We start from the raw sequence: 24,695 nt of genomic DNA on the forward strand, positions 1-24,695 counted from the left end.
GGATCAGCTACCTCCGCCCGGACCGCCAATGACAATCTTCTGGCGAATCGACGGTGCAACGAAGGCTTTCAACTTCTGCTCCACCACCCGGGGGTTGTCTCCCGACTGAATACTCAGGATGCCCTCGATTACGATTTCCTTCAATAAGAGCTCGTTTGCGGTACGTACCTTCAACTTGCCCACAATAGGCAGACAAACCAGGTTGGCCTGGACGGAGCCATAGAGCGTCGTGAGAATGGCCACCGCCATGGCGGGGCCGATCTGAGACGGATCGGACATGTTGGCAAGCATCTGCACGAGGCCGATGAGCGTACCGATCATGCCGAAGGCCGGTCCGAAAACCGCCGCCGCATCCACCACGGAAACCCCCATGTTGTGGCGGTCCTCCATGAAGGCAATTTCGGTGGTGAGAATATCCTTGATGAGCTCCGGGGCGGTGCCGTCAATGGCGAGCTGCACGCTCCGGCCCAGGAACTCGTCGCCCGCGTTTGCCACGTGGCTTTCCAGGGCCAGAATGCCCTCCCGGCGAGCGATCGTGGCGAACTCCACCATCTTGATGATAATTTCTTCCGGTCGCGCTTCCTTCACGAAAAAGGCGTTCTTCATCACCACGACCATGCTCATCACGCTCGACATGGGAAAGTTGATCAGAAGGGCGGCGAGTGTTCCCCCGAACACGCAGAAGATCGAGGGAATATTCACGAACAGCATGAAGGGACTGCCCAAGATAATCGTGACGTAGATGAGGATGAATCCGGAAACCATCCCTATCAGCGTTGCCAGATCCATTGTCTATACCTTCCAACTGGCGCTTGCCGCCAAAGCTGCGTGTTTTCTCGCTTCCCGCGCCGTATCTTATCACCACATGGGCGAACGCGTCCATTTCTATGAAAGGTCGGCGGCGGACCTCGATACCGTGCGGGGTCCGCCGACCCACCCTGGATTAACGTACGAGATTGACCGCTTCCTGCAGCAGGGTGTCGGCCGCCGTGATGGTGCGGGAGTTCGCCTGGAAGGCGCGCTGCGTGATGATCATCTCGCTGAACTCCGTGCCCAGATCCGTGTTGGAGCTTTCCAGCACGCCACCGCTGACCGTACCGCGGCCACCGGTGCCGGGCGTGCCAATATTCGCCAGGCCCGACGCCGGAGACTGGCGGAAGGCGTTGTTGCCTTCGCGGGTCAATCCACCCACATTGGCGAAGCTCGCCAGCGCGATTTGGGCGATAACCTGGGTGCGGTCATTCGTGTACACGCCGATGATCTGGCCGTTGGCCCCGATGCTGAAGCTCTGCAGCACGCCCAGGGGGAAGCCGTTCTGGCTGCGCAGCGTGATGTCGCTCGGCGCCTGGGCGTTGGGGTCCGCCGCGGGATCGACCGGCGGCGCGAGCTGGGTGATATCGCTGAAGTCCACCGTGACCGCCAGCGGGTCCACCGGCGCGGTCGCTTCGTTGCCCAGGTCGGCGGCGGTAATATTGATAGTGCCCGTCTCGCTGCCCGCGGCCACATTGCCGTTGGCGTCGAAGGTGATCGTGCCCGAGCCCACCGTCGGCGTGGTGGCGCCGTTGTCGAAGGTCGCCGTCCAAGTCCATTCATTGACGTTGGCCGTCTTGGTAAAGGTCAGTTCCACATTGCGCGCGGTGCCGAGGGAGTCAAACACCTCGATATTGCGGACCACCTGCTCGCCCGCCTCGGTGCCGGAGTTCAGGTTGCCGGTAAGCTCCGCCGTGGTCGTGGCGCTCGCAATACCGTCGGATCCCAGGGGAATGGTGATATCGCCCGGCACCGAATTGACGGAATCGATGACGCCGTCCGCATTCGCGGTGTAGCCCTGAACGCGCAAACCGGTGGCCGGGTCAATCAGGGTCCCTACGGAGTTTACCTGGAACGAGCCGTCGCGGGTATAGACATTCGTCAGGCCGTCACTGAGGATGAAGAAGCCGTTCCCCTGAATGGCGAGGTCGGAATTCACGCCGGTGGTGACGAGGGAGCCCTGGCCGTGGTTTACGTCGATACTGCCGATCTGGACGCCCAGCCCCACCTGCATGGGGTTGGTGCCCCCCGTGTTGGCGGCGGGGGCGGAGGGGCCGCTCAGGGTCTGACTGAAGAGATCCTGGAAAAGCACCCGGGAGCTTCGATAGCCCGTGGTATTCACGTTGGCGATGTTGTTCGCGACGACGTCCAGCTTGGTCTGTTGTGCTTTCAGGCCCGTTACGGCGGTGAAGAGTGCTCGTCCCATTATAGTGTCCTCCTGGGTTGGCCTTCGGGGCTCCCGGTATAGTTTCAGTTGCTTTGGCAGCGGGCTGTGGGTCTTATGGGTCTTATGGGTCTTATGGGTCTTATGGGTCTTGTGGGTCTTGTGGGTCGTATGGGTCGTATGGGTCGTATGGGTCGTATGGGTCGTATGGGTCTGGAACAGCTATTGCCTTCACCCTTCACCCTTCACCCTTCACCCTTCACCCTTCACCCTTCACCCTTCACCCTTCACCCTTCACCCTTCACCCTTCACCCTTCACCCTTCACCCTTCATCCTTCATCCTTCATCCTTCATCCTTCATCCTTCATCCTTCATCCTTCATCCTCCACCCTTCACCCTTCACTCTTCACCCTTCATCCTCCACCCTTCACCCTTCACTCTTCACCCTTCATCCTTCATCCTTCATCCTTCACCCTTCATCCTTTACCCTTCAGCCTTCAACCTTCAGCCTTTTCTTCGGGGGCTTCACTCATTACCGAGAGTACGCCGCTCATGGGGATGATCTCGCCGTCCACATTGAGGACCACAATGCTTCCATCCAGGTATACAGAATCCACGAAACCTGTTTTTACTTCGCCGTCTTCGTTCATGCCTTCAACGTATTTTCCGAGGAGGCCCTGGGCGGAGATGAAGTTCAACTGGTCCACATTTCCGGAGAGCAGTTCGAAGCTTCCGTTCAGGGCTTCCATCTGCTCCAGGGATGAGAACTGGGCCAACTGGGCGACCATTTCGGAGTTCTTCACCGGTTCCAGGGGATCCTGATTCTGGAGTTCCAGCACCAGCAACTGGAGGAAGGCGTCGCGGCCCAGCTCCTTTGTCGGCAGGCCGGAATCTTTTTCACCTTCGGTTTCCGTGGCCTTTGTTTCCGTAGACTTGGCGGTGCTGGTCGTCGCGTCCAACGCTTTGCTTGCCGACATGGTGCTTTTCAAGATAGACGTGAGTTTCGCGCGATAGGCCGAGGTGATATCGGTCATGGCGGCATCTTTTTGCTTTCGCGTCGTGGAAAGGTTGCCCAGGCCGTTGCTTCTAAAATTTACCAGTGCGTTCATCGTGTCTTTCTCCCTGGTCAAGCCAGAATGTTCAGTGCGCCGGAGCCCAACGCAAGGGGGGTACTCGCGCGGATACCGGTAACCGCGCTTTCCCGCGTCAGGGTTGTCTCCCGGTAGGGGGTTGAGGCGCGCCGTTCCTGTTCCGGCGCCGCCTCTCGCCGTGGGGCACCCGAATCCACGGTGGCATTATCCAGCGCCAGTCCCTGCTTCTGCAGGGCGTCTTTCAGGGAGCCCATCTGACTTTCCAGCGCATCGCGCACGGCCGGATTTCCCGATATCAGCCGTACCCGCATCGAGTCGCCGGTGCCCTGGATTTCGATCTGGAGTTCACCCAGATGCTCGGGCACCAGCGTTAAGCGCATGGTGCGGGTGCCTTCCTGCTGCATCAAGTGAATCTGCTGCGCCAGTTCGCCGGGCAGATTGGCCATCGGCAGGCGGGGCGTACCGGTCGCCTGGGGGCGTACTCCGCCCGCTTCCAGGGCCGCCGCGTGGGGCGCTGGGGGACTCTCGGGAATCTCAGGCGCCGGTAGATCTCCGGGTGGCTCGATCGCCGCTTTGATGAGCTCTTCGGCGTCCGTCGGCAGATCGGAAGTTTCTTCCGTTTTCTCAGCGCTCTGCCGCAGTGCGCCCTCGGCGATAATCGCGTTCAGTGTCTTCGGAAATGTTTCCACGGGCGATGTCGGGGCGACTTCCGCACTGGAATCCGCCACCGCGCTCAGACTATCCACCGCGTTCACCGGGGATTCCACCACCGACTCCGCTGGCGTGGCTGCGTCGGTTTCGGCCTGCGGGGGCGTGGGGGACAGGTCCGCCAACCCGGTGGCCTCACCGTCCACCGTCGTAGAATCGGCGAGTACGTCGGCGACCGCTTCCGTGGACACCGCGCCGACTTCCGTTGCCCCGGTGGTCGGCGCTCCGACGGTTCCCGTGGCGGGCGCGGTCGCGGTTGCCGGGTTTGTAGTTGCGGACGGAGTCGCAACCTCTCCCGCTTCGGCCACCGTATCTTCGGCGGGGGTATCGGTAGAATCCGTGATTTTCCCTTCCTCCGTCGGCTCCTTCGCCGCCGGGGTCGCCTCGCTCCCCGGTTTCTCCGTCGCCCGCGATTCCGGTTCCGAAACTTCCGCCACATCGGCTACGTTGGAAGGCTCTTCCGGCGGTTCCACATCCGTGCTTTTTTCCGTTGGCGCGGCGACTTCGGAGAGAATGGCCATGAAACTCGCGCCCGCCGCCGCCGAGGCGTAGGGCGTCGAATCCGGCGTCGATTCCGGAAGCTCCCGGCGCCGTACTTCGTTTGAGACATACATGGGCTGCAAGCCTCCCTTGGGGGTTGAAAAGGTGGAGATGCCCCGTAGAAGAAACGGGGAAGGAAGAATGCGGGGGAGTCCGATGGCGTTGCCGCGCGCGGCAATCGGATCGGACAACATAACGTTAGACGGGAGTCAGTGGCTGTAGAAAACTATGCACCACGAAGGCCACGAAGCGGCGGCGTTAACCGCACACAAAAGAGTTGAACCGCAGATTTACGCAAATCAGCGCAAATTCTATTCATGCCACGAACAGGCGGTTACACTTGCAGTGTGCAAGGCGTTGGTCAGACTGTTTTGAGCGTGTTTAATACCGTGAAGTTCCGTGCCTTTCCCTGGTCAATGCTCTTTTATTGACCACGGAAATCACAGAAAAACTTTTTCTGACTTCAGGCGGGTAATGCGTGACGAATGGCCTCTTGTTCAGGGCCGCGTATCGCGAATTTCTTTCAAAATTCGGGCGGCCGACTCGGCCGACATCACGTCGAGAATCTCCCCGCGCTTCTTGTCTTTCACGCTGACGAGAATCTGGGCGGCCTCATCCGTGGGCATGGTTTCGAGGCTTTTCGCCGCGCCTTCCGCCTCCATGTTCTCCAGCGTAATGGCGATGGTCTTCATCTGCGCCTTTTTGTCTTCCGCCGCCACCCCGTAAGACTCGTTGATGGCGGTCTGCATGGCTTCCAGGTCGCTCCGGGTCTTGGCGAGATCGGCCTCGCGCTGGACCAGTTGTTTCTCTCGCTCGTCCAGCGCGACCTTGCGCTCATCCAGCGCCTTCTCCCGCTCCTTGAGCTGGTAGGCCAGGGTGCCCAGGGTGGGGGCCTTCGCCTCCTCCTCGGCCTGCTTCGCCGCCTGGGCTTCGGCCAGGGCTTCCTTATCCCAGAGGCCCCGGAGTTTTTCCTGCGAAAGATTCCCCGTAACGGCGAGGGAGCCGACGATTGTCGCCACAAGCGAAAACAGGCCGACCAGGCCGAATAGAATAAGTTTCATCATGATAATCTACCCCTTCCTCGCCGCAGCTCCGGCTTCCTGGATCCGCCGCGCGGCATATTTGTTTGCTGTCTCGTCCAGCGCCTTCTGTTCTTCCTGGAGCAGGAAGTTGCGATAGGCTTCCCGGCGCCGTTCATGAAGTTTCTGCGCGATCTGGCGCGCCTGGCTTACTTTCTCCAGCAATCTGACTTCCGCAGACTCCTCCTGAAGCAAGGTCCGGATTTCCGCATCCTTGCGATCACGCAGGCCGGCGAGATGGCGCTCATACTGATAATAGCTCCGGATATCGCTCGCATCGAAATGTTGCTGGAGCGAAGTGCCCGCCTGTTCCAGCGCCGACTGGCGGGTCAATTCCAGCGAGGTGCGCTCCCGGCGCGCGACCTGAAGCCGATTGCGCACCAGAGCCACGATCTGCGCCTGGCGGTCTTCGGCCTGCTCGCGGATCCGGAGTACCGCGGCGTAGCGGTTGGGATTGCGCATTCCGTCACCTGTTTCCCGTCAATTGGGACAAACGATTCACCGTCTCCGCGAAGGGGGCGGCCTCCTTCAGGCCCTGTCGCAGAAAGCGGTTAAAGTCTGGCATGAGCTGGATGGCCGTGTCCACTTCGCGGCTGCTTCCCGGAACGTAGGCGCCGATGTTGATCAGGTCTTCATTGTCGCGGTAGGCGGCGAGCAATTCCCGGAAGCGATGGGCCCACTTCGCATGGTTGGGATTCGAGACTTCGTTCATCACGCGGCTTACGCTGCCCAGAATATCGATAGGGGGGTAGTGGCCCTTACCCGCGAGATCCCGCGACAGGGCAATATGCCCGTCCAGGATACTGCGCACGGTGTCGCCCACGGGGTCGTTCAGGTCGTCCGCCTCCACCAGCACGGCGTAGAAGCCGGTGATGCTGCCCTCGGCCGCGGTACCGGCCCGCTCCAGCAGGCGAGGAAGCATGGCATAGACCGATGGGGGATAGCCCCGGGTGGTGGGCGGTTCGCCGATGGCCAGGCCCACCTCGCGCTGCGCCATGGCCACACGGGTGACGGAGTCCATAATCAGCATTACATTGGCGCCCTGGTCGCGAAAATACTCCGCGATGGCGGTGGCGATGAAGGCGCCGTTCAGGCGCAGCAGCGCGGACTCATCGGAAGTGGCCACCACGACCACCGACCGCTCCAGGCCTTCCAGCTCCAGGTCGCCCTCGATGAATTCGCGCACTTCGCGGCCGCGTTCGCCGATAAGGGCGATCACATTAAGGTCGGCGTCGGTGTTGCGGGCAATCATGCCAATCAATTTGCTCTTGCCCACGCCGCTGCCCGCCATGATGCCCATGCGCTGGCCCCGCCCACAGGTGAGGCAGGCGTCGATGGCCCGCACCCCCGTGGCGATGGGGGTGAGGATGCGCTGGCGCGACATGGGCGGGGGCGGCTCGCGATGGAGCGAAACTTTCTTCTCGTAGTCCAAGGGCGGTCCGCCGTCGATGGGGTGGCCATCGCTGCCGATCACGCGGCCAATCAGACCCGGACCCACACCGGCGGTGTGTGGGGCGTGTGTGGGGCGCACCCGGCAGCCGGGGCCAATCCCGCGCATACCGCCGAGGGGCATCAAAAGGATCTTGTCCTGGCGAAAGCCCACCACCTCGACGGGAACCGGGGCCGTTCCGCGGGCAGGTTCCACGTAGCAGACGTCGCCAATCTGCATGGCGGGTCCCGTGGCTTCGATGGTGAGTCCGACCACATCCGTGATACGACCGGAAGTGACCAGCGGGCGGCAGGCTTCGATGCGCTGCTGATAGTTGCGGAGGTCGATCACACCGATTACTCCGTCAGGGCGTCGAGCACCTGGTCTAGCAGGGTCTCCAGCCGGGCATCGACTTCCATTTCGCTGGACTGTGCGATGCAACCGCCGGGGGCTACCGTCTCGCTGGCCTGGATGTGAAGGGTGTCCACGCCGGAGACGCTGTCCAGCAGCGAGACTTCATGAACCTTCAGCGCTTCCACATCATCCGGATGAACCAGCAGGGTGACGGAGAACTGTCCGGCGAGTCGGGCGAGGGCCCTGCGGGCCATAAGCTGGAGCAAGTCGGGGTTGGTCTTCAATTCCGCATCGACGACCCGGTTCACCATCAGTTTAACCAGTGTGAGAACCTGGGGCTCCAACGATTCCAGAAACTGCTCGTGGGAAGTTTGGATCGCCGTTGCCGCCGCCTCCAGCGCTTCGGCGCAATGGGCCAGGCTTGCCTCAAATCGCTCGCGGCCCGCCTGTATGCCCCGGGCCAGCCCCTCCTGGTAGGCCTCCTGGACTTTTTGTGCGGCCTCTTCCCGAGCGGCGGCCATGATTTCCTCGCGCAGCAACTCGGGATCGATGGGGGACTCTTCTTCGACGAGCTCCTCCTCCTCGGTTGCGGGTAGAAAGTCGGGGGCCAGCAGTTCCTCTTCGGGGAACTCCTCAAGAAACTCCCGGTCGAAGCGCGCCACATCCGCTGTTTCGGCGTGGACAAATTTCAGTATACGGGCCATGGCTCAGCCAAACCGATGTCGGCGCATTGCCGACACCCTAGACAAGGATTTCATCGGCATCGCCGCCACCGCGACCGGAGATGACCACGTCGCCGGATTCTTCCAGGCGCCGGATAACGGCGACAATCTTCTGCTGGGCCTCTTCGACGTTCTTCATGCGCACGGGGCCCATGAACTCGATTTCTTCCTTGATCATCTCGCGGGCCCGCTCGGACATGTTCTTGTAGACCTTGTTGGCCACTTCGTCGTTGGAGGCCTTGAGGGCCAGCGCCAGATCTTTGCTTTCAACTTCGCGGAGCGTCTTCTGAATACCGGAATCGTCCACGAAGACGATGTCGTCGAAGGTGAACATGAGCCGTGCGATTTCGTCGGCCAGTTCGGGATCGCGCTCTTCCAGATCCGCCATGATCGTCTTCTCCGTGGAGCGCTCGATCATGTTGAGGATTTCGGCCACATCTTTCACGCCGCCGGCGAAGGTGAAGCCCTGGCTGAATACGGAGGCCATCTTCCGTTCCAGTACCCGCTCCACCTCGCGCACGATTTCCGGCGCGGTGCGGTCCATGGTCGCAATGCGGATGACCACATCGGACTGGACGTCCTGGGGGAGTGAGGACAGGATGATGGAGGATATGGCGGGGTTCATGTGGGCCAGAATGAGCGAAATGGTCTGGGGATGCTCATCCTGGATGAAGCTGCACACCTGGGAAGGGTCCGCCCGCTTCAAAAACTGGAAGGGCACCTCCTGCAGGCTGCTCTGGAGGCGGTTTAGAATGTCGAAGGCCCGCTCGCTACCGAAGGATTTCTCCAGCAGGTTCTTGGCGAAGTCAATACCGCCCTGGGCCACGAAGCGCTTCGCCACGGCCATTTCATAGAACTCGTCCAGCACAGCCGCCTTGATATTGGCGTCCACGGTGCCGAGGCTGGACAAGTCCAGCGTCATCTGGTCGACTTCTTCGTCGCTGAAGGCGCCGAGCACACGGCTGGCGTTGTCCGGACCCAGACAGGCCAGGAGAATGGCGGCCTTGCGGCGGCCCTTGATTTCGTCGGCGGGTACTTTTTCAGGTGCGGGTGACGTAACTCAGTCCTCGTCTTCGCTCATCCAGCTACGCAGCAGTGCGGCGATGGCTTCCGGATCTTCCATGGAAAGCTGGGATATCTCCGCCGCCACTTCCTGGCGCCGCATGTCTTCCAGCGTTGCCGCCGGGATTTCTTTGACCTTTTCTTCGGGTTTCTCGTCTTGCGGCCAGATGACGGACTTCTTGAACATCGACCGGAGTATGAAGAACGCGATAATAATCAATACGATCAGTCCGGCCGACATGTACCATTTCTGGTTCATCGCCATCTGTTCCGTGGCCGCACGGGTCTCCATCGCCTGATTCAGGGCCGCGACACCCGCCGTCTGGAAATTGTGATCCACGATGTTGATGGCGACCGCGCCGTCTTCCAGGGCGACCGCACTCTGGGCGACTTGCTGAAGGCGCGTGCGGAATTCTTCGGACATGCCGTTGTATTGCTCGCTGACCACGTTGCCATCGGCGTCGGTTTCCCGCGTCACATCGTCGCCTTGAACCACCATCGCCACCGAGTATTTTACCACATTGCCCGGATCCGTCACGGTCTTGGTCGTGGTCCGGCTGGGTTCGCTGTTGGTCAGCGTTTCCTTCATTGTATCGGTGGTGTTGACCCCGCCGGGCGCGGCGGCGGCCTCGGGCACATTGGTGAGTGCGCCCGGCGCGCCCTGGGGCAATTGCTCGTTGGAATTGATGGTCTGCGTGGTTGTCAGTTCGCTCAGCGGCGTGCCTTCGGCAACGACGTCTTCCACCTTCTCCATTTTGTCGAAATTTACATTGGCGCCGACGATCACCTCGCCGTGAACGCCCATGTCGCCGAGGATCTTCATGAGCTTCTGCTCGATCCGGCTCTCGATCCCATCTTGAAATTCCAGCTTGTCATTGGCGATGGACGCAAACTCGGATTCGGACGGCATGTGCAGGGCTTCGCCCGACGTGGTGCTGATCGTAATATTGCCCGCGTGGAGGTTGGCGCCGCCGGCCCGGGCCACCATGCTGACCAGCAACTTGCGCTCGGGCTTGGAGACGGGCCTGTTCACGGCGAGCTGGACGGTGGCCTCGGAGGGGATCTGCTCGTCAACGAAGAGGGCCTGATCGGCCTCCCGGATGATGACGTCGGAGGATTCGACGAAGTCGAGCATGTTGAGCTGCTTTTCGAGTTGCCCTTCCACGGCCCGCATGAAGTTCACGTTGTTCAGCCACTGGTTCGACATGAGGTCGGAGCTGGCGAAGAAGTCTTCGAAGCCGGCGGGCACGCTCTCGCCTACGGGAAGATTGTTTTGCTCGAGGAGGAGGAGCATTTCGCCACGATCCTTCGGAAGGACGCTTATGGCGTGGGCGGCCTCATCCACCTTGTAGTCGACGCTACGCTCTTCCAGGAGGGTAACCGTTTCGGCGATCTGTTGGGCGGTGAGGTTGTCGGCGAGGGTGATGTAGCGGGTTTCGGTGCCCTTGAAGGTGACCCAGAGGATGGGGGCGGCCACCAGCAGGCCCACGCATATGATCATGACGCGGGTATTGTTGTCGAAGAGGGCCCAGTTCTCTTTGATCTGGGCCCGCATCTGGCGGAGAAAATCGACGAAGGCTGCTAGATTCACAAGTCTACCCTAACCCTGTTTGTCCGGGCCACATCGGTGCATGGCAATACCTTCCGCGTCCGGGCACACTGGCCCCTTGCGGCAAACACCTCTTGCGCCCGGCTGCCCCGATCCACGGGGTTTCAAACAACCAGGGAACCCAGCTTCGCGGTCCTGGCCCGCACGGCGTTCCACGAAGTTGGAGACAAAACCACCCTGTCCAATGCCACACCCCGCTTCCCAAGGCGGAATTCGGCGGAAAAATGGTTTCGTGGATTCAATTGTAATCTCCGCGCATCGGGGCGGGGGAATTTCTCCCGCGCCCCGCAATTGATGCCGGGTCCTGGGCGTGTCGCCGCGCCCGGCATAATAACGGAAACAGCCCAGGGAATGCCCTGACCTGTTTTCGGTATTCGTGATTCAAAAGTAAGGGTTGCGGAAACTAGATCTGCATCCGCATGATCTCTTCATAGGCCGTCATGACCTTGTTCCGAACGGTCATCATGGTCTGAAAGGACACATCGGCCTTTTCCACCGCCACCATCGCCTCGGAAACATCCTTTATTTCACCGGCCACCAACTGCTTTATCGTGGTGTCCGCTTCAGTCTGCAAATGCTGCACTTCGGTGATGGCATCCGCCAGGAAATCCTGGAAAGAACGGCCCTCCGTACCCAGCGGATTGGCCTGAGGCGGACGCGGGGTGCGGGCGGTAATTTCCGTCGGCTGGAGACTTGCTCCAGGGATTCTCAACGGGTCGATCATCGGTTATTCACTTCCTTCAACCTGCCGGTTACTGCTGCAGAATTTCCAGCGCACGCTGTTTCATCTGTCGCCCGGACGTTATCACGGCGATGTTGGCCTCATAGGCCCGCTGCGCCGAAATCAGATTCACCATTTCCACCGCCGTGTTGATGTTGGGGTAGGCCACCATGCCTTCCTCATTCGCATCGGGGTGCTGGGGATCGAAAACCATGCGCGGGGGGGAGGTGTCGCGGATGACATCCTTAACGCGGACGCCAAGGCGCTCGGGGTTGGCCCCCGGCTTGATCTCGTCGCCCCGCAGAAGGACCATCTGCCGCTGGAACACACCGCCTTCGGGCGTCCTCGTGGTCTCCACGTTGGCGATGTTGTTGGCGATGATGTTCATCCGCGTCCGCTGCGCCTTCAGGCCGCTTACCGCGATGTCATTGGCTGAAATCTTGTTCAGATTCACCGCTCATCTCCTAGCGCGCCAGGCTTTGCAGCATGGTCTTCGTCATTTCAAATTTCTTGGCGAGCAACCGCGCGTAAGTGGTGTACTCACCGGTATTTTGGGACAGTTTTGTGATCTGGTCGTCCAAGTCTACTTTATTGTAGTCATTCTTCGACAAAAATGCAAGACGTTCGAAATCCAGACGGTGCGTTTCAAAGTCGAAGTGTTGGGGTCGGCTCGTGCGGAGGGCAACGCCGCCCCGGCCTTCAACCATGGACCGCAGGGTCTTCTGGAAATCGAGCTCCACCGGATTGTAGTGCGGGGTGTCCACATTGACGATGTTGTTGGCGATGAAGCGGTGATTCTGTTCCCGCACTTTCATCGCCTGCACCAGCAAGGTGGACGTATCTACTCCGGCAAAGGCACTCATGGGAGAATCTTTCTCGAACGCGATTTCACTGCCTCTCCAGAGCAAGCCCTGTGCCAGATGGTGATGGCGCGAAAAGTCTAGTAAACGTTGGAGAATGAAGCAGATAGAGTCGGCTGGCAGGGGGGGAGGCGGCAATTTATGCCCTGTGACGGTGCCTAATCTGCCGGGTGTCGCGCCTGATCGGAAAAGGCGGACACATTCTTTCGTATGTGTGGCGCGAAAATAAAAAGGGACGGCAGGTCGGAGGTCCTGCCGCCCCTGGAGAGCCCCGCACTGGGAGAAGTGCCGGGATTGGGCGCGATTATTTTGCCAGGTAGGGGAAGGTCAGGGTGCTGTAGGACCGAACTTCCTTATAGGGCTTGTCGCCGAAGGTGCCCTCTTTGCTCTCCTGCACCTTCGCGCGAATGCCGACCCAGCCGCCGGGCACGATGGGGAAGCTGGCCTGGCCCTCTGCGTTCGTGGTGACCTCCGCCTGCTTCTTGACCGTGGGCAGATTGACGACCAGTTCGGCCCCTTCGGCGGGCTTGTCATTGGCCAGCACGGTGACCAGTAGTGTTCCATCCTTCACTTCCGCGAGTACTTCCACCGGGAGGCCCGACGCCTTCCCGGCACCTTCCACGGAGCGCACGGCCTTGGCGTGATAAACCAGGAGGTATTCACCGCCCCGATTCATGATGCCGTAGTCCAGCGAGCCCTTGAGGAGCGGGGCATCCGCCGGCACGGTCGCGACGCGAGCCTTTTCTCCGGGCGAGAAGGCTATTGGCGCGCCATCACTCAGGTTAACGGTCATGGGCGCGCTTTTTTCCTGTAGTTCGGCGTCGGTTTCTTCCAGAGGCTCTTCGGAGAAGCGCATATGGGCCGTGCCGGGCGTTTCCGGGGGCAGTTCCAGGAAGATGAAGTGGGCCTGGGCATTCAGGGCGCAGCTTGCGGCCAGTAGCAGGGCGAGCGATTTCATTGAGGGGGTCTCCTTGGTTGAGAGTTAATTTGATTGACTATGCGATTATTATACATCTCAAAAAGATCTGTTGCAAATCAATTGTTAAGTGATCTAAACTTACGTCATGCAATCGATATAGCTGCGGTGTGCGCAGCGTCTTCGAGGGCAGATTCATGCACCCAACCAAGGAGAAAACGGCATGAGACAACGTGGTTTCACCCTGATCGAGCTGCTGGTGGTGATCGCCATCATCGGCATTCTGGCGGCCATCCTGCTCCCGGCTTTGGCCCGGGCCCGGGAGGCGGCGCGCCGCGCAAGCTGCCAGAACAACCTGAAGCAAATGAGTCTGGTGTTCAAGATGTATGCGAATGAGGCCCGTGGCGGGGCGTGGCCCGGCGTGACCTGCAACTACTTTCCCGCGTACAACTGTGACACGATGGAACAGTGGGTGGATGGAACGGGCAACCCCGTCTTCGGCGGCCGCCTCTATCTCTGGACGCCTCGGGTCGACAGGCTCTATCCCGAGTACATGACGGACCAGGCGATCCTGTTGTGCCCGTCGAACGTCAAAGTGAATGCGGATATGCTGAAGAATCCCACCACGGGCGCCTGGGAAGGTCATATGGGCTGTTCGACCACGGCGAACACCAACACGTCGCTTCTGGCGAATCGTGGCGCGGCGTTAACGGACTACAACTATTGGTACATCGGGTACGCCCTTGATCGGACGGCCCGTGCGGACGCTCACGAGGCCTATTCGAGCACCGTCCCGGTTCTGGTTCCGACCCAGATGAAGGGGGCCTACTATGGCTCGATTTACCGGACCCACGGCATTCTGAGCCCGTCGAGCCGCGATACCGACCAGCCGATCGACTTCAGTTCCAACGCCGCCCTGTCTGCTTTCCTGGGCCACGGCAACGGCGGAAGCAATGTATTGCAGAATCTTCGTGAAGGTGTTGAGCGCTTCATGATCACGGACATTAACAATCCGGGAGCCTCATCCATGGCGCAAAGTTCACTTTATGTGTACATGGACGTGGCGAGCACGCGGGTGGATGAGTTCAACCATATTCCGGGCGGATCCAACGTCCTGTATATGGATGGCCACGTGGAATTTGTGCGCTACCCCGGTGAGTCGCCGGTGAGCGAGGGCTCGGCCCACATGATGGCGCAGAAATACGACCGCATCTAACGCGGGAGGATTGTTTGAATCCAGCCCGGGCGGGGCGCAGCCGATGCGCTTCCGTCCGGGCGCGCCGTTATCGGCGGGCTGCCCGTTTCGCGGTGCGTCCTGTGCGCTCGACGGTTGCGGGGCGCAGTCGATCCAGGACAAAGTTCATCGCTTCCACCGTATCGTCATAGCTGGTTTCGTGACCGGCCTCGGGTCGGTGGAGGTGGAGCACCTGGGGATTGAGCTTCTTGATCATTCCGGCGAGGCGCATGACGCTGCCCGGAGGAACGGCGGTGTCCTGCCCGCTCGTGGTCAGGGCGACGGGCATGGTGAAGTGGAGGGGCCAGAACTCGGCGCTGCGGCGGTAGTACTCCTCGGGCGCCTCCTGCTTGGTTCCGCCGAAGGATTCGGCGATGGCTTCCTGAAAGTTCTCGTATTCCAGGTGGTTCGCAGTGCCGTTGAGGGCCACGACACCGTCTACGAGACTGGGGTGCAGTGCGGTGAAGGTCAAGGCGGAGGTGGCCCCCATGGAACCGCCGCAGAGGATGACCCGTTTACAGTTGTATTTGGATTTGAGCTTCTTAATGAGCTGGACGAGATCGGCCTCGGCGGCGGGGCCCATCCAGGAAGTCTTCGCGCGGTAGTCCGGCGAGACGAAGATCAGGCCGTGGGCGGCGGCCGCGTCCCGCGCCCCTTTGCACTCGCCCCGCTCGTTGGTCGCAAACTGCCAGCGATCCGAGCCATGACCGTGGAGGGCGATCACGAGGTCGCGCGGTTGGCCTTCCCGATAGTCGGCGGGCAGCAGGAGCACATAGCGCTGCTCGGAGCCGTCGAATTTCGCTTTGAACGGCACATCGACGGGTGGATGGAATCCAGGGGAGGATTCGGCGTGGACCTTCGAGAGCAGCGCCACAACGAGGACCAATACAAACCGGGCGGTGGGGAAGGAGCGACGCATGATAGTTGGAATCCGATGGGGTGAGACGAAAGGGACTGGTGGGGCTTGACCGGTGGAATCAAGAGCGCGGGCCGAAGCACGGGCGACGGTCGCTACTCCTTCAGCTCGATGAGTTCCGCTTTGAGGGCATCGCCCTCCAGGGTAAATCGGCCAAGGGAAATCGGCAGTGCGAAGCGCCGGGGGCCGGCACTTCCGGGATTGAAATAGAGCACGCCGTTCTTCTCCGAGATATCGGGCTTGTGGGAGTGACCGTAGACCACGGCGTGAATGCCCGCAGCCGCCGGGTCGAGGGGAAGGTCTTCGAGGATGTGGTAAACGTAAATATGCTTTCCGCGCCACGAGACCAGCGCGTCCTCCGGGAGTCGTTCGCCCAGCGCGCCGAAATCCACATTCCCGCGAACGGCATGGACCGGCGCAATGGTCTCCAGTTGCTCCAGCACGATTGCGTCGCCCACATCGCCGGCGTGGATAATGAAATCCGCCCCGCGCAGGGCCTCCAATGCGCCGGGCCGCACGAGGCCGTGTGTGTCCGATATGACTCCAACGAAGGGCTGCATCGTCATACTCCCGTCTGATCGCTCAGCATGAAACTCAAGTGTATCTGGTCGCGGCAAGGTATGCCATTTTCTTCGATCAGTTCGGGGTAGTGGCGCGTGAAATGGTCCGGCGTGACACCCGTGATGCGGAAACCGACCTTCTGGTACAGGGCAAGGGCGCCCAGGCTGGAATTTCCCGTGGAGACGGTCAACTGTGCGAAGCCTGCCTTGCGCGCTTCCCTGATCAGGTGGCCCAGCAGTTCCTTGCCCAGGCCTCGGCCCTGGACATCTGGATGAATCGCCATATTCGTCAGTTCCCCGACGTCCGGCCCCCGTTGAAGCAACACGGCAACACCAACGAGGCGTGTCTCGCTGTAGAGTCCATGACAGGCGCCGCGTCCAATATATTTATCGATAGCGGCATCGTCCGGGTCCGCGAGGCGAAGCAATTCAAGCACGCCCGCCGTGTTCGCCGGCACAGCCGCCACGAAGCGGATCGGTGGTGTTTGCGGCGCGGTGTTCATCACGCTGATTTCCCGGGTCGGCGTCGCGGTGGTGCGCTCTTGCCCTTCGATGGGGAAGTGGCGGTCCGGGTATCGCCCGCGATTTCCGGGCTCAGCGCCTGGAGGATCATGATTTTTTGCCAGATCTTCCGGCTCAGCCCGGTGGTGAGGGCTTCCAGTTCGTTAATGGCGGAGACGACGGTGCCATCGGGAAAGTGCTGGGCGTGGATGGAGGCCAGCTTGCTCACGAGGGAGAGCATCTCGCTGCAATAGTCGAGGTAGCGGTTCAGTTCGAAGGGGCTCATGTCGCGCCGGGGCGAGGAGGGCGTGATGTTGCTCGTCCGCCGAAGCTCCGTGGGGTCCTTGGTGAGCTGGTGCATGTCGATCACATGGGCGATGGCGCGGAGTTCGTTCAGCGACTGGAGCGTGCGCGCACGCTTCACCCGGGATTCGATGCTGGTGAGAAAGAAAATGGCCGCGCCAATCAGGAGCAGGTCGTTGAATCCCGCCTCCATCACCTGGATGAACTCCGCCATGGGGAAGGTGCCGATGGTCCAGTCCACGTTGGTAAAACTGAGACCAAGGATGACCAGGATGGCGCAGATAAGAACGGAAACCGAAGCCCGGAGCAGGTAGTTGGGCGTGGATATCCACCGGACCCTGGACTCGGTTTCGAGGGCAATGGTGTGGAGTTCCCGGGCGACCAGAAGCAGGCTCGATTGAGGGAAGCGCTCCTCAATCCGGCGAATGAGGGTGGACAGCGTGTCCTGTGTCTTCGCCAGATTCAGTGTTCGATAGCTCATGAGTCCCCTGTCTGGAAATGGGGCAGGAAGGCGCCTGCCGCAGCCATGCATGTTGCACCGCTTTGTAGCATTTCTGGACGGCGGGTAACAAGTTTGGGCGCGTCGACGCGAGGCTAATGTGTTTTTGTCTCCGAAGTCTCCGGAACAATGCGGATCAGCGTCATTTCGGGCGGGCAATTGATGCGGATGGAGGGCAGGCCGCTGGCATGCTCAGCACCGATACCCGCCGACACGTTCAGACGTGTACGGCCCACTTCCCGAAAGCCCCGCGCCCAATCTCGGGGAATGCGGGTGAAAGTGATCAGGGGCCCGATGAAAGGAAGGCGGATCTGGCCACCATGGGTATGACCGGCGAGGCACAAATCGATAGGAAGATCATTCATGTGCAGAATGAAATCGGGTCGGTGGCCAAAGACGATGCTCAGGGTGTCGGGCTCTTCGCGAAGCCAGGAGGCCACGGTAGAACGCATCGCGGGACTACCTGTCGGTGTAGAGTCGTAAAGCGTCAGCCCGAACACGCGCAACCGCAGTCCGTCTACGTCAATGGTCTGACCCCGAGAGTGAAGGTACGCGATTCCGCCCGTCTGCTCTGCCGTTACCTTGCCAATCGGCCCCGTGGTGTCGCCTTCCACCATGTACATGCCCAGCGGCGGATCCAGGGTGCGAAATAGCGCGGCAACCTTTGGCAATTCAGTTCGGTAGGTCAAGGGGGGCGTGGGCTGGAGTAAGTCGCCCGTGTCCAGGATTAGATCGGGATTCAGGCCCCGTACGGTATCAAAGACTTTTTGCTCGTAGGGTCCGATGGCCGCCGACTGGATGTCGGAGATGTGGAGGAGGGTGAAGGGGCGGGTGACTTTTGGAGATGCAATAGTGACCTCGCGCACTTGAAGGCGATGCGGCTCGATGTGAGTTGCATAGATTCGCGTCGCAACCATCGCGGTCGCCAGCAGCAGCCATAAGGTCGCTACGGTTTGCATGGCCCGGGGCTGCGGTACCCCTCGCGCAGCATAGAGGACGGCGCCTCCCGCCAGTGCAAAGAGCACCGGCATGTGGATAGTGTTGGCATTGTAGATGATGCGAACGCTGGTGCCGAAAGGGAGCACGAAGCAACAGAAAAAGAGCGCCACATTCATGACGACGAAGAGCAGGGGGACCGCGATTGCAACGGCCCACGCGCGACGGGGCATTCGGTTGTCGCTCGGTTGAACATCCACACGCACGCCCTTTCCAAATAGAAACGACTCACTTGAAGGGGCCTGGTGCTCCCTCTGCCGATCTAAATTTATCAAAGTGTCTTCTCCGGGACAAATCGTATCAGCGTTATCTCCGGCGGGCAATTGATGCGGATGGAGGGCAGGCCCTTGTTGTGGCTGGCGCCGATGCCCGCGGAGACGTTGATGCGGGTGTGGCCTGCTTCGTGATAGCCTCGGGACCACGCTTTCGGTGCATTGCTGGAGGTTGCGAGCGCGCCGATCCATGGGAGGCGGACCTGGCCGCCGTGGGTGTGGCCCGCCAGGCACAGATCGATGGGCTGATCCGTTAGGCGGGTGAGATAGTCGGGCCTGTGCCCCATGACAATACTAATCGCTTCGGTCGGGCTGTCGGCGAGCCACTTGGACACTTCGGTCTCCGGCACGGCCCCGTGTCGGAAGGATTGGGCGTGGGCCAGGCCGAGGAGCCGGATGTGGATGCCGTTTGCGCGGATGCCGATGGACTCGGAATTGAGAAAGCGTAGGCCGCCGAGTTTATCGGGCGGGATGTGAACGAGGCCCGTGTCGGATTCGCCTTCCACCGCATACATGCCCATGGGTGGGTGGAGCGTGGCGAACAGTGCCGCCAGTTTGGGGAGTTCGCTCTGGCGCGTCAGGCCACCGGTGGGCTGGAGCAGGTCGCCCGTGTGGACGATGAGGTCGGGGTTGAGGGCGCGGATCTCGTCGAAGACTTTTTCCTCATAGGCGCCGATTCCACCCGACTGGATGTCGGAGATGTGGAGGAGTGTGAACGGCTCGCGGACCTTGCTGGAGCTAATGGTGACCTCGCGGAGCTGGAGACTGCGGGGTTCGATATGGGTGGCGTATACGCGCAGGGTGAGCAGAGATAACGCGAGGGCGATCCATGCCAGGCCGGGGCGAACACCCTGTCCGCGCATGACTATCCGGCGCGCAGCGAGGCCGAGGAAGAGCGTCGGATAGAAAAGAGTATTCAAGTCATATAGAACGCGGACTACGAAATCTGGATGGATCAGACGGAATCCGAGCAAGAGCAGACCGAGTGTGTTTGTGCCGAGAAAGAGCGACGGCATCGCAAACCGCTTTATGGCGCCGACACGATGACGCAGTTTGGTCCGGTTCATGGTACGGCTTCCGTCACCGTGATCGATAGATACTGCGTGTTGGGTCATGCCGCTCCAGATCCTGCTTGCTTTATTGCAAGTTCTTTGAAGTATAAAGTTTATGTTTCCGAAAGTCAACTGGGAAGGCGCGGGGAAACGATGTCAGGCGTAAACGGACCGCAACGCCGAAGCGTAACTACTCACCCATACCGGCTCGGGCAGATCACGGGTGTTGTGAACGCACACATAGTGGCGGGAGTGGACCGACTGGTCTCAGCGCGCCGCCCCGGTCCGGGGGGTGGCTTTCACGTTACCGCGGAGCCAATGGAGAAGCGCCTGTTCTTCCGCGTCGAACTGCTCGAAGAGACGGTCTTCCGCGGGGCGCAGGTCGAAGGAGCGTCGGGGACGCTCGTCTTCGGTGGTGCGGGTGCCGCCGTTGTGGAAGCACCAACCGGCCGCGCCGCCGTCGCGGGCGCCTTCAAGATCCGTTTGGAAGTCTTTCGCGTCGGGCTGCCAGTCGGCGTAACCCCGGCGGAAGGGCTCCTGGTGATGCACCGGCACCGGACGAATCCCGGCTGCGGTATTGAGTAGGGCCGTGGTGCGGGCGGCGGTTTCCGCGGGCGAACCGGCGTGGCGACCGCGATGGGGCGCCAGGAAATCCACGTGCCCCACGGAGAGATAGTCCGCCACCTCGTCCAGCGCGATCTCGCCGCCATCCGAGGCCGTGCACAGGCGCTCGGGATCGATCTCCTTGATACGGGCAATGAGTCTGCCTACTTCCTCCAAGGGCACGTAGCGCGCGTCACCGACGTTCCGCTCGTTGCCGACATCGAAGTAGGCGTTTCGGAAAGGCTTCAGGGTTCGGGCAAGGGTTTCCGTCACGGCGAGGTGTTCCTCGAAGGTCCGGGGAACGCCCTCCTGTTCTCCGCGATGGAGCGTTACATCCACGATCATGCCGCGCTGGCCGGCCGAAGCACAGAGCCGCGTGAGTCGGTCCAGATAGGGGCCGTGGGGTGTGCCATCACGATTCACAGCGCTCGTATTTTCGTCATAGGTGTTCCAGCAGGCCCAGATCCGGACCCAGTTGAAGCCGTGTTGTCTCATCGTGTCCAAGTCGTCGGCGAGCACGGTCTCGTCTTCAATCGCGAGTGCGCCGTAGTAGCTGATGCCAATCAGGAAGGTGGGCTGCCCGTCGAGGGTAAAGCGGGTGCCCTCGATGCCGAGCACCGGGCCCTGTGTGGCGGCCAGACACGTGAGGAGGATGGCGATGGGGGACATGGCAGGGCTCCTTTGGGGTTTGGGGGGGAGTATAGCAGGGAGGGGGCAAGGAGCGGTGATTTTGAGACGGTCCCTTTGTTCAATCGAGACGATCCGAATAGCATTGTCGCTTGTAAATCGAGACCCCAAGAGGAGACTAGCAGCCCGTTGCAAAACTCGGGTGCCACAGGGACTGACGCACCCGCGTTCCCAGTGAAGATCTTCTTCTTCTACAACGTATTCAGTGTTCCGACTGGGAGTTCGTGACGTCGCGGGGTGTGGCTGTCCCGTTCCTCGCGGAAGTGAACCTGGCTTACAGCGTCACGCCGACCAGATGACATCTCGCCTGTTGAACCGTCTACGGTGACGTCAAGTCCAGTCCCCGTACGATGGGACAGCCGCATCCGGAAAATACACGACGCCTTGTCGACTTGGCCTTTGGGTCGCAGTGCAGGACGATCCGTCCAAAACAGGGTGGGTGCGTCAGTCCCTACGGGTGTCGTGACTTCCCGTGAAAGAGGTTGATCTCGTTCTCTTACCGCCCGGCCGAGAAGCCTCAATGGGGTAGACCTTCGCACCCATGAACTTCGTCGCAGGCTCCTCTGTGTATGGGTGGCGCCCGGCATACTTTTGGGAACGGCGAGGGGGATCGTTGTGATCGTTCGGGTCGCTTTCGTTATTCCCCTGGGACAGGCCCGCGCATTCGGGTGGGCCGTGCTCGTCGTGGTGATGTGGTGCGGCGCTTGGGGTGCTTCGCGATGGCAGTGTGCCCTGGCGCGGGTCCGTCCCCTCGGGCCGTCCCCTTAGTCTCTGGGTCCGGGGACGTCGATACCGGCGGCCTGGTATTCGTTGAGCTTGTTGCGCAGGGTGCGGACGCTGATGCCGAGGAGTTCGGATGCGCGGGTGCGGTTTTGCTGGCAGTGGTCCAGCGTACTGAAGATGAGGCGCTGCTCCATCTCGGCGACGGTGGTGCCGGCGGGCAGGCCAGCGGGAGCGCTTTCCTGAATCAGGGTGGCGGTGTTGAACTGGAAGTCCCGGGGCGTAAGCCATTTTTCGGCGGACAGGACAACGGCCCGCTCGATGGCATTCTGCAATTCGCGGATATTGCCCGGCCAGTTGTAGGCGAGGAGGGCGGTGCGCGCTTCGTCGGTGAAGCCCTGGATCTGCTTGCCGTTCTCCGTGTTGAACTTGCGGAGGAAGTGATCGGCCAGATTGGGGATGTCCTCTTTGCGTTCGCGAAGGGGCGGCAGTTGCAGGGTGATGACGTTAAGGCGGAAGAAGAGGTCTTCGCGGAATTTTCCAGCGGCCACGGCCTCTTCGAGGTTGCGGTTGGAGGTGGCGACGATGCGGGTGTCCACGGGGATGGTGGTGGAGCCGCCGACGCGCTCGATTTCGCGTTCCTGCAGTGCGCGCAGCAGTTTGGCCTGGAGATCCACATTGATCTCGCTCACTTCGTCCAGAAGTAGTGTTCCGCCGTCGGCGAGTTCGAAGCGTCCAATTTTGCGGTCGTGGGCGCCGGTGAAGGCACCTTTTTCGTGGCCGAAGAGCTCGCTCTCGAGGATTCCGGCCGAGAGGGCCGCGCAGTTTACCTTGATGAAGGGCTTGTTGGCGCGGTTGCCGCCGTGGTGTATGGCGCGGGCGACCAGCTCCTTGCCGGTTCCGCTGGCGCCGCGGATGAGCACGGTGGCGCGGCTGTTGGTGACTTTCTGAATGTCTTCCTGGACCCGGCGCATGGGCGGACTCGCGCCGATCATGGAGGCGCCGTCGTATCGAACGTTGAGCTCCTCGCGGAGGTACTGGTTTTCCCGGGTAAGGCGGCTCAGCTCCAGGGCCCGGGTGACGGCCACTTCGAGCACATCCGGGGAGAAGGGCTTGAGGATATAGTCGGTCGCGCCGCCTTTGAGCGCGCTGATCGCGGTCTCGATGGTGGCGTAGGCGGTCATCACGATGACGCGCGTCTGGGGGTGTTTTGCCAGAATTTCGCGGAGTACCGCAATGCCGTCCATGGGGGTCATCTTCAGATCGGTCACCACCACATCGTGCTGGTGGGCGTCAAAGAGGGCCACACCGTCGGCCCCATTGCCGGCGGTGTCCACCTGGTAGCCCGCGCGCTGGAGGGCTTCCTCCACGTATTCGCGCATGAGGGGTTCGTCATCGACAACGAGGATTCGGTATTTGGAACGGGGCGTGTGCATGCTCTCCCTTTACTCGGCTCTGGAAAGTTGGATGGCGATGCGCGTGCCTTTGCCGGGCTCGCTATGGGCGGAGAGTACACCGCCATGGCCATCGACGATCTTCTGCGATACTGCCATGCCCAACCCGGTGCCTTTTTCCTTGGTGGTGTAGAAGGGCGAGAAGATCTGCTTCAATTCTTTTTCATTCATGCCGCAACCCGTGTCCTGGACCACGAGATGAACCAGATTTCCATCCGCCTCGGCGCTCACGCGGATTTCGCCCCGACCGGTGATGCTCTGCACGGCGTTCATCAGGACGTTCATCAGCACCTGGCGGATCTTGTCGGCGTCCGCGAGGATGCGCAGGTCTAGATCCACCTCGGTGAAGATGGTGATCCGGCTGGGATCATATTCCATATAGCGCAGCGCGGCCTGGGCAATCGCCGCACAGGAGGTGGGCACGAGTTTGAGTTCCACGGGGCGCGTGTACTCGAGGAGCCCGCTGACGACTTTTTCCAGACTGCTGGTGCCGGTGAGAATTTTCTGCACGAGGCGGTGGCGCGGGTCGTCCTCGGGCGTGTCCTGGGCGAGGAAGGTGGCGAAGCCTCGGATGCCGCCGAGGGGGTTGCGGATTTCGTGCGCCACGGTTGCGGCCATCTCGCCGATGGCGGCGAGGCGATCAATCTGTCGGACCTGCTCGCGCAAGGCGCTCAATTCGCTCAAGTCCTGGAAAGTTTTCACGAAGCCGAGTCGGTTGCCGTCGCGGTCGGCGATGGTGGAGTCCTTTTCACTTACGGGCACGCGGCGCCCGCTCCGCGCCTGAAGTTCCATGACGCCGGGCATGACGGGGGCGGCAAAGGAGCGGCCGAAGACGGAGGGAAAGGGGCGCCCCACGACCTCCTGGGCTTCGAAACCGAGGACGCTGCTGGCGGCGCGGTTGAAGCGGGTTATGGTCTCGGACATGTCCACGGCGATCACGCCATCGGAGATGCTCTCCAGCAGGTTGGAAAGATAGTCGGTGGTCAGGGCGAGCTGGAGGTTCTTGGTGGCCAGTTCCTGGTCGAGATCGGTAACGCGCTGCTGGAGGTGGCGGTAGGCCTCTTCCATGCTTGCGGTCGTCTTGGTAAAGAGATCCACGGCCTGGGCCAGGGCTTCTACATCGGATTGCGGTGGTTTCATGCGAACTTTCGACCCCGAGAGGCCGGTGGTCAAGCCTTCCTGTCTACAAATCCGGGGGCCACCAGAGTCCCCGGCCGGTAGATATTGACAGAGCGGCGGCCCCGGCGCAAGTCGTTGAGGTCTTCATGGTTTCGCGCTTTCTTCCGCTGCACCATGCCTTCGGCCCTTCGGTAACGGATTTTGACTTCTTCGAGCAGCGACTGGGCCTCTTCCGAATGTCGGGTGATGGCCTCGCGGATGTCCTGCGCGATGTCGGTGTACTCCCGCCATTCGTGGCGCAATCCATTGTACTCTCGGGTCATGTCGCGGGCTTCCCGTTCGCGGCGCTGTTGAAGCCGGGCGGCCTCTTCCAGATCGGCGGAATCGGGCAGTGCGCAGAATGCGTCCAGCTCTTGGATGACGGCGCGAGACCATTCAATCTGACGCGTCAGAAAATCATGGATGCGGTAGGGCAGGGGATGGGTGGGCATGGA

Annotated in this window: 25 protein-coding genes; 1 reads left to right on the forward strand and 24 read right to left on the reverse strand. The window is 61.0% G+C overall.

The genetic code is table 11. From position 1 onward, the window contains the following. Positions 1-3 precede the first annotated feature (3 nt). The 14 genes from JNK74_13015 to JNK74_13080 form a co-directional block, all read right to left on the reverse strand. The gene (locus tag JNK74_13015) at positions 4-789 is read right to left on the reverse strand and encodes a MotA/TolQ/ExbB proton channel family protein (protein MBL7647100.1); all 786 of its coding nucleotides are present in this window, start codon (positions 787-789) and stop codon (positions 4-6) included. 154 nt (positions 790-943) lie between these two features. After that, the gene (locus JNK74_13020; protein MBL7647101.1) at positions 944-2,236 is read right to left on the reverse strand and encodes a flagellar hook protein FlgE; all 1,293 of its coding nucleotides are present in this window, start codon (positions 2,234-2,236) and stop codon (positions 944-946) included. Positions 2,237-2,691: 455 nt separating this feature from the next. Then, the gene (locus JNK74_13025) at positions 2,692-3,171 is read right to left on the reverse strand and encodes a flagellar hook capping protein (protein ID MBL7647102.1); all 480 of its coding nucleotides are present in this window, start codon (positions 3,169-3,171) and stop codon (positions 2,692-2,694) included. A gap of 149 nt (positions 3,172-3,320) precedes the next feature. Next, positions 3,321-4,607, reverse strand: a complete 1,287-nt coding sequence (locus JNK74_13030) for a flagellar hook-length control protein FliK (protein MBL7647103.1) — start codon at positions 4,605-4,607, stop codon at positions 3,321-3,323. 423 nt (positions 4,608-5,030) lie between these two features. Further along, a complete protein-coding gene (locus JNK74_13035) occupies positions 5,031-5,597 on the reverse strand; it encodes a hypothetical protein (protein ID MBL7647104.1) in 567 nt (188 codons plus the stop codon). A 6-nt stretch (positions 5,598-5,603) separates the two neighbouring features. Continuing rightward, positions 5,604-6,074, reverse strand: coding sequence for a hypothetical protein (locus JNK74_13040; GenBank protein MBL7647105.1), 471 nt, complete (start codon positions 6,072-6,074; stop codon positions 5,604-5,606). A gap of 4 nt (positions 6,075-6,078) precedes the next feature. After that, a complete protein-coding gene (locus JNK74_13045; GenBank protein ID MBL7647106.1) occupies positions 6,079-7,398 on the reverse strand; it encodes a FliI/YscN family ATPase in 1,320 nt (439 codons plus the stop codon). Further along, positions 7,398-8,099 carry a hypothetical protein gene (locus tag JNK74_13050; protein ID MBL7647107.1) on the reverse strand — a complete coding sequence of 234 codons (702 nt, stop codon included), beginning with the start codon at positions 8,097-8,099 and terminating at the stop codon, positions 7,398-7,400. The genes JNK74_13045 and JNK74_13050 overlap by 1 nt, the downstream gene beginning before the upstream one ends. Positions 8,100-8,136: 37 nt before the next feature. Further along, positions 8,137-9,138 (reverse strand): flagellar motor switch protein FliG, encoded by a 1,002-nt coding sequence (gene fliG, locus JNK74_13055; protein MBL7647108.1) that lies wholly within the window; start codon positions 9,136-9,138, stop codon positions 8,137-8,139. Positions 9,139-9,177: 39 nt separating this feature from the next. Continuing rightward, positions 9,178-10,770, reverse strand: a complete 1,593-nt coding sequence (locus JNK74_13060) for a hypothetical protein (GenBank protein ID MBL7647109.1) — start codon at positions 10,768-10,770, stop codon at positions 9,178-9,180. Positions 10,771-11,191: 421 nt separating this feature from the next. Then, positions 11,192-11,512 (reverse strand): flagellar hook-basal body complex protein FliE, encoded by a 321-nt coding sequence (fliE, locus tag JNK74_13065; GenBank protein MBL7647110.1) that lies wholly within the window; start codon positions 11,510-11,512, stop codon positions 11,192-11,194. Between the two features lie 28 nt (positions 11,513-11,540). Continuing rightward, a complete protein-coding gene (flgC, locus tag JNK74_13070; protein MBL7647111.1) occupies positions 11,541-11,963 on the reverse strand; it encodes a flagellar basal body rod protein FlgC in 423 nt (140 codons plus the stop codon). Between the two features lie 10 nt (positions 11,964-11,973). Continuing rightward, the gene (gene flgB / locus JNK74_13075) at positions 11,974-12,372 is read right to left on the reverse strand and encodes a flagellar basal body rod protein FlgB (GenBank protein ID MBL7647112.1); all 399 of its coding nucleotides are present in this window, start codon (positions 12,370-12,372) and stop codon (positions 11,974-11,976) included. 301 nt (positions 12,373-12,673) lie between these two features. Further along, on the reverse strand, positions 12,674-13,327 hold the full coding sequence (locus tag JNK74_13080) for a hypothetical protein (protein ID MBL7647113.1): 654 nt from the start codon (positions 13,325-13,327) through the stop codon (positions 12,674-12,676). Positions 13,328-13,508: 181 nt separating this feature from the next. On the opposite strand from JNK74_13080, the gene JNK74_13085 reads away from it, so the two are divergent. Beyond that, the gene (locus JNK74_13085; GenBank protein MBL7647114.1) at positions 13,509-14,501 is read left to right on the forward strand and encodes a DUF1559 domain-containing protein; all 993 of its coding nucleotides are present in this window, start codon (positions 13,509-13,511) and stop codon (positions 14,499-14,501) included. 67 nt (positions 14,502-14,568) lie between these two features. Here JNK74_13085 and JNK74_13090 read toward each other — a convergent pair whose 3' ends face one another. From JNK74_13090 to JNK74_13135, 10 genes are all read right to left on the reverse strand, one after another. Next, on the reverse strand, positions 14,569-15,438 hold the full coding sequence (locus JNK74_13090; GenBank protein MBL7647115.1) for an alpha/beta fold hydrolase: 870 nt from the start codon (positions 15,436-15,438) through the stop codon (positions 14,569-14,571). A gap of 92 nt (positions 15,439-15,530) precedes the next feature. Beyond that, on the reverse strand, positions 15,531-15,995 hold the full coding sequence (locus tag JNK74_13095; GenBank protein MBL7647116.1) for a metallophosphoesterase family protein: 465 nt from the start codon (positions 15,993-15,995) through the stop codon (positions 15,531-15,533). A 2-nt stretch (positions 15,996-15,997) separates the two neighbouring features. After that, complete coding sequence (locus JNK74_13100) at positions 15,998-16,498, reverse strand: GNAT family N-acetyltransferase (GenBank protein ID MBL7647117.1); 501 nt, start codon at positions 16,496-16,498, stop codon at positions 15,998-16,000. Further along, positions 16,498-17,280, reverse strand: a complete 783-nt coding sequence (locus JNK74_13105) for a hypothetical protein (GenBank protein ID MBL7647118.1) — start codon at positions 17,278-17,280, stop codon at positions 16,498-16,500. Before JNK74_13105 ends, JNK74_13100 begins: the two co-directional genes overlap by 1 nt. Before the next feature lie 113 nt (positions 17,281-17,393). Then, a complete protein-coding gene (locus tag JNK74_13110; GenBank protein ID MBL7647119.1) occupies positions 17,394-18,467 on the reverse strand; it encodes a metallophosphoesterase in 1,074 nt (357 codons plus the stop codon). Between the two features lie 98 nt (positions 18,468-18,565). Continuing rightward, positions 18,566-19,633, reverse strand: coding sequence for a metallophosphoesterase (locus JNK74_13115; protein MBL7647120.1), 1,068 nt, complete (start codon positions 19,631-19,633; stop codon positions 18,566-18,568). A gap of 252 nt (positions 19,634-19,885) precedes the next feature. Continuing rightward, complete coding sequence (locus JNK74_13120) at positions 19,886-20,890, reverse strand: cellulase family glycosylhydrolase (GenBank protein MBL7647121.1); 1,005 nt, start codon at positions 20,888-20,890, stop codon at positions 19,886-19,888. A gap of 782 nt (positions 20,891-21,672) precedes the next feature. Beyond that, positions 21,673-23,064 (reverse strand): sigma-54-dependent Fis family transcriptional regulator, encoded by a 1,392-nt coding sequence (locus tag JNK74_13125; protein ID MBL7647122.1) that lies wholly within the window; start codon positions 23,062-23,064, stop codon positions 21,673-21,675. Between the two features lie 9 nt (positions 23,065-23,073). Then, positions 23,074-24,222 (reverse strand): PAS domain S-box protein, encoded by a 1,149-nt coding sequence (locus JNK74_13130; protein ID MBL7647123.1) that lies wholly within the window; start codon positions 24,220-24,222, stop codon positions 23,074-23,076. A gap of 29 nt (positions 24,223-24,251) precedes the next feature. Further along, positions 24,252-24,692, reverse strand: coding sequence for a hypothetical protein (locus JNK74_13135; GenBank protein ID MBL7647124.1), 441 nt, complete (start codon positions 24,690-24,692; stop codon positions 24,252-24,254). Positions 24,693-24,695: the final 3 nt, after the last annotated feature.

This window comes from Candidatus Hydrogenedentota bacterium (assembly GCA_016791475.1).
Taxonomy (GTDB): domain Bacteria; phylum Hydrogenedentota; class Hydrogenedentia; order Hydrogenedentales; family JAEUWI01; genus JAEUWI01.